10 protein-coding genes are annotated in these 13,100 nt (G+C 49.5%); 5 read left to right on the plus strand and 5 right to left on the minus strand.

What is annotated here, in order from left to right; all coding sequences use genetic code 11:
• The first annotated feature begins 93 nt into the window (after nt 1-93).
• The 5 genes from can (at nt 94) to CFF01_RS10085 (ending at nt 4,352) form a co-directional block, all read left to right on the plus strand.
• Nucleotides 94-705, plus strand: coding sequence for a carbonate dehydratase (can, locus tag CFF01_RS10065; RefSeq protein WP_088904708.1), 612 nt, complete (start codon nt 94-96; stop codon nt 703-705).
• A gap of 210 nt (nt 706-915) precedes the next feature.
• Nucleotides 916-2,103: an 8-amino-3,8-dideoxy-alpha-D-manno-octulosonate transaminase KdnA gene (gene kdnA / locus CFF01_RS10070; RefSeq protein WP_033538380.1), complete on the plus strand. Its 1,188-nt coding sequence runs from the start codon at nt 916-918 to the stop codon at nt 2,101-2,103.
• 89 nt (nt 2,104-2,192) lie between these two features.
• Complete coding sequence (gene kdnB / locus CFF01_RS10075; RefSeq protein WP_033538379.1) at nt 2,193-3,263, plus strand: 3-deoxy-alpha-D-manno-octulosonate 8-oxidase KdnB; 1,071 nt, start codon at nt 2,193-2,195, stop codon at nt 3,261-3,263.
• Between the two features lie 87 nt (nt 3,264-3,350).
• Nucleotides 3,351-4,088: an 8-amino-3,8-dideoxy-manno-octulosonate cytidylyltransferase KdsB gene (kdsB, locus tag CFF01_RS10080; RefSeq protein ID WP_088904709.1), complete on the plus strand. Its 738-nt coding sequence runs from the start codon at nt 3,351-3,353 to the stop codon at nt 4,086-4,088.
• A gap of 21 nt (nt 4,089-4,109) precedes the next feature.
• Nucleotides 4,110-4,352, plus strand: a complete 243-nt coding sequence (locus CFF01_RS10085) for a DUF2897 family protein (RefSeq protein WP_088904710.1) — start codon at nt 4,110-4,112, stop codon at nt 4,350-4,352.
• 148 nt (nt 4,353-4,500) lie between these two features.
• Here the strand turns inward: CFF01_RS10085 and CFF01_RS10090 are convergent, their stop codons facing one another.
• From CFF01_RS10090 to bamC, 5 genes are all read right to left on the minus strand, one after another.
• Nucleotides 4,501-4,818: a hypothetical protein gene (locus tag CFF01_RS10090; protein ID WP_088904711.1), complete on the minus strand. Its 318-nt coding sequence runs from the start codon at nt 4,816-4,818 to the stop codon at nt 4,501-4,503.
• Nucleotides 4,819-5,018: 200 nt separating this feature from the next.
• Entirely contained in the window at nt 5,019-8,123 is a 3,105-nt protein-coding gene (locus tag CFF01_RS10100; RefSeq protein WP_088904713.1) for an efflux RND transporter permease subunit, read from the minus strand.
• Complete coding sequence (locus CFF01_RS10105; protein WP_033538375.1) at nt 8,120-9,205, minus strand: efflux RND transporter periplasmic adaptor subunit; 1,086 nt, start codon at nt 9,203-9,205, stop codon at nt 8,120-8,122. The genes CFF01_RS10100 and CFF01_RS10105 overlap by 4 nt, the downstream gene beginning before the upstream one ends.
• A gap of 163 nt (nt 9,206-9,368) precedes the next feature.
• The gene (locus CFF01_RS10110) at nt 9,369-11,732 is read right to left on the minus strand and encodes an EAL domain-containing protein (protein WP_088904714.1); all 2,364 of its coding nucleotides are present in this window, start codon (nt 11,730-11,732) and stop codon (nt 9,369-9,371) included.
• 244 nt (nt 11,733-11,976) lie between these two features.
• Entirely contained in the window at nt 11,977-13,098 is a 1,122-nt protein-coding gene (bamC, locus tag CFF01_RS10115) for an outer membrane protein assembly factor BamC (RefSeq protein WP_033538373.1), read from the minus strand.
• Nucleotides 13,099-13,100: the final 2 nt, after the last annotated feature.

Genomic DNA, 13,100 nt, shown 5'->3' on the forward strand with positions numbered 1-13,100 from the left:
CTGACAAGCGATACTGAGTAGACCAGCAGGGAAAAATTTTGGTGCTAGAATGAGTCCCTGCAAAATCTTCTTCATAGACATGATTTTAACTAAATGAAATTACTTAAACCTTTGTTCGACAACAATCGCCGCTGGGCCAACCGCATCCTGGAGGAGAACCCTAACTTCTTCCAACAGCTCGCCCAGCAGCAAAACCCCGAGTATTTGTGGATAGGCTGTTCGGACAGTCGGGTACCTTCAAACCAGATCATCGATCTTATGCCCGGTGAGGTTTTTGTACATCGCAACATCGCCAATATGGTGATTCATACCGATCTTAACTGTCTGTCAGTGCTGCAGTATGCGGTGGAAGTGCTCAAAGTGAAACATATCATGGTGGTGGGCCACTATGGCTGCGGTGGCATTAAGGCCTCGATGGGTAATGAGAGACTCGGGCTTATCGACAACTGGCTGGGTCACATTCGTGATATCCACCGCTTGCATGCAAAGGAACTTGCCAAACTGGATGAGAAAGCCCGCTTCGATCGCCTGTGCGAACTGAATGTGGTTGAGCAGGTGCACAATGTCGCCAGTACCTCCATAGTGCTAGATGCCTGGGAACGAGGCCAGGATGTATCAGTACACGGCTGGATCTACAGTGTCGAAAACGGCCTACTCACAGATCTTGATGCCACCCTAGATATCGATTCTTTAGGTAAGCGTTAACCCGCTTTTGCTCCTAAAGCTCGTCTGCTTGGCGCATGATGGTTAAATCATGCGCTATCTTAAGTTCCCCTCGAACAAAAGCAAAAAAAAAGCCGCTAAATTCAGTAAATATTCCTTAATAAACATCGCAGTTTTACACCCATCGCGTTTATAATTCGCATTGATTTATTTTTCGCGCCGCGGGCGCAGCGAATGCTAAGGAACTATTCCATGCCTGGTTTTGAATTATTTGGTCCTGAAGAGAAACAGGAAGTTGCTGACGTAATGGAAAACGGTTTTACCTTCCGTTACAACTTTGATCACATGCGTAATGACCGCTGGAAGACGCGTGAGATGGAGCAACTGCTCTGCGAGAAGATGAATGTCAAACACGCCCACTTGCTCTCTAGCGGTACCGCTGCGTTGCAAACGGCGATGGCCGCTGCAGGCATTGGTGCTGGCGATGAAGTGATCGTGCCTCCTTTTACCTTCGTCGCCTCTGTCGAAGCTGTCTTCATGGCTGGCGCCATTCCTGTGTTCGCTGAGATCGATGAAACCTTGTGTCTATCGCCTGAAGGTATCGAAGCCGCCATCACACCTCGCACTAAAGCAATCAACCTGGTTCATATGTGTGGTTCTATGGCTAAGATGGATGAGATCAAGGCCATCTGTGAAAAGCATAACTTAGTGCTGCTCGAAGATGCCTGTCAGGCTATCGGCGGTAGCTACAAGGGTCAGGCTCTTGGCACTATCGGTGATGTAGGATGCTACTCGTTTGACTCGGTCAAGACCATCACCTGTGGTGAAGGCGGCGCGGTAATTACCAACAACGACACCATCTATGACCATGCCCACATGTTCTCAGATCATGGCCACGACCATGTTGGTAACGATCGTGGTGCCGAAGGTCACCCTATCATGGGTCTTAACTTCCGCATCTCTGAGATGAACTCAGCTATGGGTCTTGCCCAGCTGCGTAAGCTCGACACCATTATCGAGATCCAGCGTAAGAACAAGAAACTGTTAAAAGATGCCATGGCAGAGCTGCCAGAAGTCAGCTTCCGCGAGATCCCAGATCCTGAAGGCGACTCAGCAGGCTTCCTAAGCTTTATGCTACCAACTGAAGAACGTACCCAAGAGATCAGCAAAAAACTGGCTGAAAATGGTGTTGACGGCTGCTTCTACTGGTATGTAAACAATTGGCACTACCTGTCAAACTGGAAGCACATTCAAGAGCTTAAGTCACCAGCCGCTCTGCCGATCACATTAATCGAAGACAAGCCTGACTATACTCAGGTGTCCGTGCCTAAGTCAGACGCCATCATGAGCCGTACCATTTCGATGCTGATCAAGCTGTCTTGGAGCGAAGAAGAGATCGCCCAGCGCATCGAAAACATTAAGCGTGCTTTTGCGGCCTAAGTCTCAAGTCACTCATTTTACCTGTCGCGTCGGCCACACGCCGCGCGACGTTACTTTTTACAGTAGAAGTCTCAACGGAGAATGTTGTAATGAGTTTTAAAAATTTCAAATGCGTACCAAAAATGATTTTTGGTCGTGGCTCTTTCGCTCAGCTAGATACCGTCCTGAGTGAAGAACGTCAGCAAGCAGACGATTTCGTGGTGTTCCTGGTTGATGATGTTCACCAAGATAAGCCGCTTGCCAAGCGCGTTCCAGCCCAGCCCCATGATCTGGTGATTTACGTCAACGTGGACGAAGAGCCAACCACAGAGCAGGTTGACTCGTTAACCGAACAAGTACAAGCCTTTGCTGGCAAGCTACCTGTTAGCGTAGTCGGTTTAGGTGGCGGTTCGACCATGGACCTTGCTAAAGCCGTTTCTTTGATGCTGACCAACCCAGGCGGAAGCGCTATGTACCAAGGCTGGGATCTGATCAAGAACCCTGCAGTACACCACATCGGAATCCCAACCGTTTCGGGTACCGGCGCCGAGGCGTCTCGCACCGCGGTACTGTGTGGCCCGGTTCGTAAGCTAGGTTTAAACTCAGATTATACTGTCTTTGACCAAATCATCATGGACTCTGAGCTGATTGCCGGCGTACCAACTGACCAATGGTTCTACACAGGTATGGACTGCTACATCCACTGTGTTGAGTCACTGCAAGGTACTTTCTTAAATGAGTTTGCCAAGGCCTTCGCCGAAAAGTCTATGGATCTATGCCGTGAAGTCTTCTTGGACGATCACCCAGAGAAAGATGACAAGCTGATGATGGCCTCTTACATGGGCGGCATGAGCATAGCTTATAGCCAAGTCGGTGCCTGCCATGCGGTCTCTTACGGTCTGGGTTATGTACTGGGTTACCATCACGGTATCGGTAACTGCCTAGCCTTCGATGTGCTGGAAGAGTTCTACCCTGAGGGCGTTGCCGAGTTCCGTCAGATGATGGACAAGCACAACATCACTCTGCCAAAGAACATCTGTAAAGATCTGCCAGATGAAACTATCGCTAAGATGGTTGCCGTTACGAAGAGCATGGGACCACTATGGGCCAATGTGTACGGCGAAGGCTGGGAAGAGAAAGTTACCGACGAGATGTTGACTAAACTGTTCCGTCGTATCTAATCTGTAAGCTCAAGGAGTAAGGGGCTCTCAATGAGCCCCTTCTCTATATATACACTGTGCGAAACTGTAAATGGTAGGTATATCCAAATGAATGTGACTCTGTTAATCCCAGCTCGCTATGGTTCAAGCCGATTTCCCGGGAAGCCACTGGCGCCGATTAACGGTAAACCCATGATCCAGCACGTATACGAACGTGCGGCACTGGCAAAAGGCTTAACTGCCATTTATGTGGCAACCGACGATCTGCGTATTAAAGAGGCGGTCGAAGCCTTCGGTGGTAAGGTGGTGATGACAGATGAGAACGCCGCATCAGGCACCGACAGGATTGAGGATGCCATCACGCAACTGGGTTTGGCCGATGATGATCTGGTGATCAACCTTCAGGGCGATCAACCGCTGATCGATCCTATCTCCATCGAACAGATCATTACCCTGTTTGAGCGCCACCCTGGCGAATTCGCCATGGCAACCTTAGGCTATGAGATCACCGAAGAGCACGAGCTTAACGACCCTAAACACGTCAAGATGGTGTTCGACAACCAGTTTAACGCGCTTTATTTTTCACGGGCACGAATTCCTTTCGGTCGCGATACCCAGGATTACCCTGTGTATAAGCACCTTGGCGTCTATGCTTACACTCGTGAGTTTGTTCGCATCTTCAATAAATTACCACTAGGTCGCCTGGAAGATCTCGAAAAGCTCGAGCAATTGCGCGCCTTAGAACACGGTTATAAGATCAAGGTCGCGATCAGCGCCTTCGACTCTCCAGAGGTGGATACACCAGAAGATATTCGCATCTGCGAAGCCCGCCTGGCAGTCGACTAACTAACGTCTGGGAGATAGCCGATGTCGAGTCTCGAAGTTTGGCTCATAATCATCTTGGTACTTGGTGTTATCGCCAGCAACTTGGCGGTGCTCAAATACAGTAATAAGTTTAAGTTGCCGCCATTTGGTAAACCTAAACCAGAAGACAAGAGTGCTAAGCAGCAAAGCGTGCAAAAACCTGAGGACGCTTCTCATCCGAATGGGAAGCAGACAGACCCTAAGCATCGGGATGACGCCGCTGATACGGATAAACGCGACAGATAGCTAGGATAATTAAGCGCAGCCAATAAGCTGAGCGATAATCGACGTTCCAAAAAAAGATAAAGGCTTACCAAGGTAAGCCTTTTTTATCATTGTGAAGCCAAACATTGGCGCTTATGGTTACCCATCTAGCCAGATGTTATCACCCATATTAGCTCGTGAGACTCTCGACCCAAGTTTCGGGGTTCGCCACAATAAACTGGTATTTGTCGCCATTACTCAGACTCACCTGGATCCCATCTGGCGTAATAGGCAAGATCCCCGCGCCCTTACCCCAACAGGTCTCCACCTTAACTATCTCTTTGAGGGGTAAATGATAAGGACCATAGAGGCCATCGGCACTAAAAGACTTAAAATCGAGGGTTTCTCGATTTAGGCTCAAACGTCCATCGACTCGAATGGCATTCTTCTGTAGGGTCGCCGGGCTTGATTTTGCCTGTCGCTGTTCAGTCTCAATTGATAATCTCATTGCATATCTCCCTGCTGCAACTAAGTACCACTCTACTCTACTATAGCCTGTTCACCTTGTTAATAAGCCTTTGGTTGACTGTGGCTTTGCCACATCTATACGATGCCGTCATCTATCGATGCTTAGGTGTTGGTGAAATTAAAGTCAAACACCTAGACGAAAGCGATAAAAAGGCCAATCTTGCGATTGGCCTTTAAGAACTAGTTGCGCATATCCTGTTTTAACTCCTCTTCGAGGCGCTGACTTACCGCCTCTGGGGAACCTGTATTTCGGGCGATTAAGCCATAAGCGACAGGGATCACCAAGAGCGTAAAAAAGGTCGCCAGTATGATACCCGACAGCACCACGACCCCGATCACAAAACGAGTTTCTGCACCGGCGCCCTGAGCCATAACCAAAGGTATGGCCCCCGCAGCCGTCGTGATCCCCGTCATCAGGATAGGACGCAGACGCTGGCTGGCCGCCTGAATGATCGCCTTGTCGAACTCGAGTCCTTTATCCCTTAATTGGTTAGCAAATTCGACAATCAAGATGCCATTTTTAGCTGCAAGGCCCACCAACATGATAATCCCTATCTGGCTATAGATATTCAGGCTCTGCCCTGTTAACCAAAGGCCAATCAGTGCCCCCAGCGTCGCCAACGGCACGGTCAGCATGATCACCATAGGGTGAATGTAGCTCTCAAATTGCGCCGCCAATACCAAGAAGACAATCCCCAAGGCTAACAGGAAAACGAAATACATGGAGCTACCCGATTCCTGATAATCGAGCGACTGACCCTTATAGCTGATCACCGCTTCGGCTGGCAGATAGGTGTAAGCCAGATCGTTGAGGTAGTTAAGAGCCTCGCCCAAACTATAGCCATCGGCTAAGTTGGCTTCTATGGTGATCGCCCGCATACGGTTGTAGCGATTCAGCTGGCTGGCGTCGGCAAACTCCTCAACAGAGACAAGGTTAGCCAGCGGGATCAACTCGCGACTACGGTCAGAGCGAACATAGATGTTACTCAGATCGCTGGCGGTATTTTGATTATCCCGGTTACCCTCGATGATCACGTCATACTCTTCACCATCGCGCATAAAGGTCGTCACCAGACGCGAACCCAGCATAGACTCCAAGGTTCGGCCGATGTGAGAGATAGAAACCCCAAGATCCGCCGCTCTATCCTTATCGATCACCACCCTGAGCTGTGGCTTGGTTTCTTGATAGTCATGATCTAAACCGACAAGGTTAGGGTTTTCCTTAGCTTTCTCCAGCAAGATGTCACGCCATTTGGCGATCTCTTCATAGCTTGGGCCGCCCAGAACGAACTGCACAGGTTTTCCCACACCTCGGCCGAAGGCCTGGCGCATGACAGGGAATGCTCTCACCCCAGCCAGATCAGACAGGCGACCGCGTATATCGCCTATGATCTCAAAAGCACTGCGACGTGTTGCCCAGTCTTCGAGCACGATAATGGCCATACCATTAGAGAAGTTGGCGCTGCGACCAAAACCACGTGGTGCACGAATCAGCAGTCGCTTAATCTCACCACTCTCTACCAGCGGCATCAGGCGTGCTTCAATCTCATCCATATAAGGCGTGATATATTCAAAACTCGCCCCCTGCGGACCGTTAACGATCAGGAACATAGAGCCCCTATCTTCCCTCGGTGCAAACTCCTGAGGTACCTTAGTCATCAGGTAGCCACTGAGACCTAACGCAATAACCACCAGAGAACTGACGATAAAGGGATGGGTCAGGGCGCGCTTTAAGGTCGCCTGATAACCATTTGACAGCCAGTCCATCCCTGCATCGATTTTGCGCACCAACCAAGGGTCTTGCCCAGCCGGTTTAAGCAACTTAGAACACATCATTGGGCTTAGGGTCAGCGCCACTAAGCTTGAGAAGATCACCGCGGCGCTCATCGCTACCGCAAACTCTTTAAAGAGCTTGCCCAGATCCCCTTCAAGGAAAGTGATCGGCATAAATACGGCCACGAGGACTAGCGTCGTTGCCACTACGGCAAACGCCACTTCGCGGGACCCCAAGTACGCGGCCTTGAGGGGTGAGTCGCCCTCTTCGATACGTCTGTGAATGTTCTCCAGCACTACGATGGCATCATCCACCACCATACCGATGGCTAAGATCATCGCCAGCAGAGTCAACAGGTTAATGGTATAACCCAAGGCATAGAGGACGATAAAGGTGGCCATTAAGGACACAGGCACAGTTAACGCCGGGATCAACATAGCGCGCACACTGCCAAGGAACAGATAGATCACGATTATCACCAGGAACATGGCGATAAACAGTGTCTGATACACCTCCTTGATAGAGGCCTCGATAAACACAGAGCTGTCGTAAGAGCGTTTGATCTCCATCCCAGCAGGTAATGTGGGGTTGATCTTATCGACCAGTGCATTAGCGGCGCGGGCCACTTCCAAGGTATTAGAGGTAGATTGCTTGGAGATCCCCAGACCAATCATGGCCTCACGGTTACCACGGAAGGTGATACGTTCCTCTTCTGAGCCAATCTCTACCCTGGCCACATCGCCAAGCTTGATAAGATAGCCATCTTCCCCTTCAGCCAGTACCAGATTGCTAAAGTCTTCTTCCGTCTTAAAGGTGCGCTCCAAACGCACGGTGAAATGACGGTCTTTCGACTCTACCGAACCGGCCGGCAGCTCGACGTTTTCTGATCTCAGTACAGATTCAATATCCGACACTGTCAGGTTACGAGCTGCCAAGGCTTGACGGTCTATCCAGATCCGCATGGCGTAAACCTTGCCGCCGCCGATACGGATGTTTGCCACGCCGTCGATCACCGAGAATCTGTCGACTAAATAACGGCGGGCATAATCGGTGAGCTGCAAGGTACTCATCTGATCTGAGACCAGGTTGAGCCACATGATCACCTCATCACCACCATTAGCCTTTTGCACCTCTGGTGGATCGGCCTCTTCTGGCAGGTTGTTGAGTAGCCCTGAGATCCTGTCTCGCACATCGTTAGCCGCCGCTTCAATATCGCGGCCCACATCGAACTCTAAGGTTACAGAGGAGCGACCATCGCTACTCGAAGAGTTGATGTTACGGATCCCCTCAACACCACTGATCCTGTCCTCTACCAATTGAGTAATACGACTCTCTACCACGGCCGCACTGGCGCCGCGGTAGTTTGTTTGCACCGACACTATCGGCGGATCGATATTGGGATATTCCCTTAAGGGCAGTTTATCAAAAGAAACCAGACCAAAAGCGATCAATAACATGCTGATGACGGACGCAAAAACCGGTCGTTTTACCGACAAATCCGTCAAGATCATACTAGGGGCTCCACCTTAGCTTGTTGACTAAAACTAAAATTTTCGCTGAACTGCACCTTAACGGTATCGCCTGGACGCACTTTAAGAATACCGCGCACCATCACCTGCTCACCCACGTTTACGCCGCCGACAATCTCGACCCAACCGCGTTTACGCAAGCCGATTTGTACCTGACGACGCTCGACCACATTCTCGTCATTAACCAAGTAGACGAAATGATTTTTCTGTATCGGAATAATCGCCGCTTCAGGAATAATGAGCGCATCTCGGCTCTGCTTAATAAGCTTCACCTTCATCAACATACCCGGCAATAGACGTAGATCCTTGTTAGCGATCTCAGCGCGTACCATCACCGCGCGGGTGATGGGATTAACGCGGCTGTCGACCGACACAACCTTGCCGGTAAAGAGTTCACCCTCAAAAGCCACAGCGCTGGCTTCAACCGATTTGCCTATGGCCAAGGACTGTAAGAAACGCTCAGGCACCGAGAAGTCGAGCTTGATGGTGGAGATATCATCCAGGGTGGTGATCACAGTACCAGGTGTCACTAGGCTTCCCTGGCTCACTTGCCGTAGACCCAAGCGTCCCGAAAATGGCGCTCGGATCCGTCTGTCCTTAAGGGATGACTCCGCCTGCTCCAGCTCTGCCTTAGCGGTGTCGATAAGGGTTTGCAGCCTGTCACGCTCCAGGGCGGCAACGGTCTGGCTGGTCACCAAAGAACTAATACGAGCCAGTTCGCGCTCATGATCTTTCATCTTAACTTTGGCGACTGTCACTCTGGCGATCTGCTCTCTATCTTGCAAACGCACCAGCAATTGGCCCTTTTCCACCAGTTGACCGTCTTCAAAATTTAACTCGGTGACCATGTCAGTCACCTTAGGCGTCACAGTGATAGACTCATTCGCCTTGCCCGTACCCAGGGCTTCGACTTCGTCGCGAATAGGCTGCATCTCAGCCTTAGCAACCACGACATTTGGCGTCGGCCTGGCACGTGGTTTAGTTGTAGATTCCGTCTGTTGATTGAAATAGTAGGTGGCGGCGCCTGCCGCTAAAAGTATTGAGATTATTATCGTTTTTTTCATCAATCTTCCGAATGAATACACATTATGTTAACGGTAGTTTACCTAGTAATCTAAGTGCTTCAAGGCGTTTTACTTTTGCTTACAAACTTAACGCTTGGTTTACACTCAGGGCGATTTTCCAACACCAGAGAGGATTCCCTATTCCTCGTCACACTCGCACATATCATCTATAAAAGGGTGACTCTTTCAGCATAAGCAATAGGTTTTCTGCGCTCATAGAGGGATTCATAAACTGTCCCTGACCATAGTCGCAACCTAAGCTCTGCATCGTTTGATACTGCTCTTGTGTTTCAATTCCTTGCGCTACGGTTTCAATATTGAGTGTATTGGCCAGGTTAATAATGGTTTCAAATATCACCTTGTTGTCATAAGCCATCACCATGGGACTAATCAGGCTGCGCGCAATCTTTAGGCGATCGAAGCGGAAACGCTGCAGATAATGAAGGCTTGCATGGCTTGCGCCAACATCATCCAAACTAACTTGAATGCCAAGGCGTCTCGCTCTGGCTATCAGCGCCGACACTTCCCCCATCTCGGTGGCTAGACTCGGTTCAGCCACTTCTATTGCTAACAAGCTTGCAAGCTTAACCCCCAGCTCGCCTTGCCCTTCTAAACTGTCGAGCAAATAGCGCCCATCACAGGCAATATTCTGACTGATCCTAAAACCCTGCGGAAAAGCGTCATGGTGATCTTGCAGCAGCGCCAGTAATTGTTTCGCCACATAGTTATCTAACGAATCTAACCCTTCCTGGTGCCTCAGTTGAGGCAATAATCGCTTTGCCGAGATAATTCCAAGTGTAGGATGTCGCCAACGCAGCAGCGCCTCGGCGCCAAACAGTTTTCCATCCTTAAAGCGATACAGGGGCTGAAACTCCAAATAAAGTTCACCGTTTGCAATTGCCTCCATGAAGGCTTTTGCCAATTGCTCCTCATCACAACTCTCCTGCTCCGTGTCAAACTGACACATTTGCGCCCGCCCCTGCAACTTAGCACTTAGCAGCGCCTGGTCGGCCTGGCGCATCAGCGACGATTCACTCTGGTGCGGAGAAAAACAGGTCACCATCCCCAAACTAAACGAGAGAGAAATAGAGATCCCCCCCAAATCATGCACCTCCATCATCTGCTGGCGCAGCGCCTCAACCCTGTCATAGCATTCAGAGGGAGAGCTAATGCCTTCGAGCAGCAATGCAAACTGGTCTCCCCCAAGGCGGCTGAGGGTATCATGGGCTTGCAATGCCCCTCTGACGCGATTGGCAACCAACTTAAGCAACTCATCACCAATTTGATGGCCGTAAGCATCATTTACCGCTTTAAAATGATCGATATCGAAGAACACCAGGCCGAAGCCAAGAGGCGCATTTTCTTCTGGCTGAGTGATAGTACGTAACGCCTGACCTAAACGATCAATGAATAAACTGCGATTAGGCAACTTGGTTAAACTGTCCTGCAGGGCTAATTCGGTTAGACGGGACTTCAGCTGCATTCTGGCGATGGCATTACAGATATGTTTAGCGACAAAAACCAGTAACTGCAGATCCTCTTCACGATAACGGTAATCACCATGATAACTCTGCACCACAACAATGCCGCGACAGGAGTCACTGTCAAAAGGAACCCCCAGCCAGGCAAGGGGGAGCGCGCCGTTGATCACTATATCCCCATCACTCACCATCTGCTTAAGCCTGTTTTCATCTGCCAACAAGGGCTTATTTTTCAGCAGCACATACCCTGTGATGCCGAGTTCCCCCGGCGACATGGCGAACTGGGCATCTTGAGGCACCTCATCATATTCATCCACATGATAGGGGAAATGTAAGAAGTGACCATCATCGCTCATTAGCGCGACATAGAAATTGTCCGCCAAAATAAGCCGAGAGATACATTGATGTAGCTTGCTATAGAAGTGTTTGATCGAATCAGTCTCAAAGATGATCTCGGCGATCGCAAACAGGGTGTCCTGGATCTTACTGGTGTACTCCAGCGCCTCTATCCGCTTTTGCAAGCTAACCAGATTATTCGCTCGATGGATCTTCAGCGCCGTGATAGTCGCCAGTGCAAATAAAATATGCTCATGCTGTGCCGTGTAGAAATTCTTCTTGGGATGCTCAGTGTCTATTACTCCTATTACCTCACCGTCTACCAGCATTGGCACGGCTAACTCAGATAACCTTGGGGCATCATCGACAATATAATTAGGGAATTGGCGAGTGTCGGCGACGATCAGAGGCTGCTTTGTCTTGGCCACAGTGCCGACAACGCCCTCGCCGATTTTGAGCTCTATGGGCGCGAGGATCTCGTGAGCTGTGGGGTTTTTCGCACCGAAGGTGGCCTTTTGCACCAGCAATCCACGCTCTTGATCCAATAGATAGACCACCACATCATCGAACCCAAGTTGTGACACCACGTTTTGTGCCAAATGCCATAGGATCTCTTCCACGCCACTCAGTGAAAGCATGTCGATGGCAAATTCACTAATCACCTTTAAATACTTAGCTTCGACATCCTGCAGTTGAACCTTAGATCCCATGCCTACTCCGGCGCTATTGTGGTATCAGACTAATGAATGACAATCTCAATAACTATATGGCATAGATGGCTGACCCGCCATTTTGGCCACTACCAAAGAGGTAGTTGTTTCGTCTAACGACTCACTGTGTTTCTGTCTTAACGGATCAGGTTTTCCGCAATCTTGGCTTCCTTGGGCTAACAGCCTTTTCAGGCCCAAAAAAAAGAGGCCTAAGGCCTCTTTTCTAGTTTTTATCTGCAATCGATTATCTGACTTTGCGATCTTCGTTCATCAGCTCTGCTAAACCGCTATAAACAGCCTCGACCACCTCGTTAGATACAGGCTCATCTTCTTTATCTTTTAGATAGATGCGTGTCTTACTCACATCTACTTTATCTTGCTCAATTTGCAAGCGATAAGAACCCTCTTCTATCGGCAGCTTCTTCTCGCTCCACAGTGAGCTCCAGAAACCTGAATCATCATTGACATTGATATAGTAAAGCCCCTTGTTATTGTCCATGTCGACAATTTCAAAGCCCATCTCTGGCAGTACCAGGCGTAAACGCTCCCAAGTACGGCTGAAACTAGCATCGGCTAACCAGTAACTTATCTCGGCTGTCTCAGCATCGCTCGTTTCTGACGCCTTCACCATCTCAACATCTATGCCCAGGCTATCACGTAAGCGTTTCGCCTTAATCGCCTTAGCACGCTTAATGCTCATGTAGGCGATGGTGCTGTTAAGCATATCAACGGTGTAACGACGCTTATCTTCACCAGTTAGCAAGATATCCTGCGCCTTACCATCGAAGCTCTCTTCGTGATCAATTAATTCGATAGCAAGATTACCGTTACGGCCATGAGGACGCACATTTACACTGAATCGATAGCGTTGACGCACAGAGTAAACCTCATCGGCGCCCCACATAGAGGTCTCAATAACTTCTTGATTTTCTATCCAATCAGTCTCGATGATGCCACTTTCTCTGTCTTCTTTTACCAGCTTGATATTATGCTGATTAAAATATTCATCCAAGATACCAAAAATTTCAGTGCGCAGATCGATATCATTGTCGATAGATTCGACCACGATCTTAATGCTGTCACTGGATTCTTCTACATGGGTACCTTCTGCCATAGGCAATACTTGCAGCGGCGGACGAATATCGAGCTTCTTACCCACCAGGTTTTTATCAGCCTTGCGACCGACCTGTGGGATCTCGTATTCGGTATTGTACTTAGGCTCATTCAATCCCGCCGGGATCACCAGCTTAGGCTGTACAGTCACGTTAGCATAGTCGTCATCGCCATTGGCCTGGCGTCTGTCGATAGGTGTACTGCAAGCCGTTACGGCGGCGACCAGTAAGATTGGGGTTACTTGCTTTAGCATTT

It is taken from the genome of Shewanella marisflavi (assembly GCF_002215585.1).
GTDB lineage: Bacteria > Pseudomonadota > Gammaproteobacteria > Enterobacterales > Shewanellaceae > Shewanella > Shewanella marisflavi.

What these genes read in the sequence shown, in the direction of transcription:
- can (WP_088904708.1), top strand. Translation starts at nt 94, where the DNA reads ATGAAATTACTTAAACCTTTGTTCGACAACAATCGCCGCTGGGCCAAC.
- kdnA (WP_033538380.1), top strand. Translation starts at nt 916, where the DNA reads ATGCCTGGTTTTGAATTATTTGGTCCTGAAGAGAAACAGGAAGTTGCT.
- kdnB (WP_033538379.1), top strand. Translation starts at nt 2,193, where the DNA reads ATGAGTTTTAAAAATTTCAAATGCGTACCAAAAATGATTTTTGGTCGT.
- kdsB (WP_088904709.1), top strand. Translation starts at nt 3,351, where the DNA reads ATGAATGTGACTCTGTTAATCCCAGCTCGCTATGGTTCAAGCCGATTT.
- CFF01_RS10085 (WP_088904710.1), top strand. Translation starts at nt 4,110, where the DNA reads ATGTCGAGTCTCGAAGTTTGGCTCATAATCATCTTGGTACTTGGTGTT.
- CFF01_RS10090 (WP_088904711.1), bottom strand. Translation starts at nt 4,818, where the DNA reads ATGAGATTATCAATTGAGACTGAACAGCGACAGGCAAAATCAAGCCCG.
- CFF01_RS10100 (WP_088904713.1), bottom strand. Translation starts at nt 8,123, where the DNA reads ATGATCTTGACGGATTTGTCGGTAAAACGACCGGTTTTTGCGTCCGTC.
- CFF01_RS10105 (WP_033538375.1), bottom strand. Translation starts at nt 9,205, where the DNA reads ATGAAAAAAACGATAATAATCTCAATACTTTTAGCGGCAGGCGCCGCC.
- CFF01_RS10110 (WP_088904714.1), bottom strand. Translation starts at nt 11,732, where the DNA reads ATGGGATCTAAGGTTCAACTGCAGGATGTCGAAGCTAAGTATTTAAAG.
- bamC (WP_033538373.1), bottom strand. Translation starts at nt 13,098, where the DNA reads ATGCTAAAGCAAGTAACCCCAATCTTACTGGTCGCCGCCGTAACGGCT.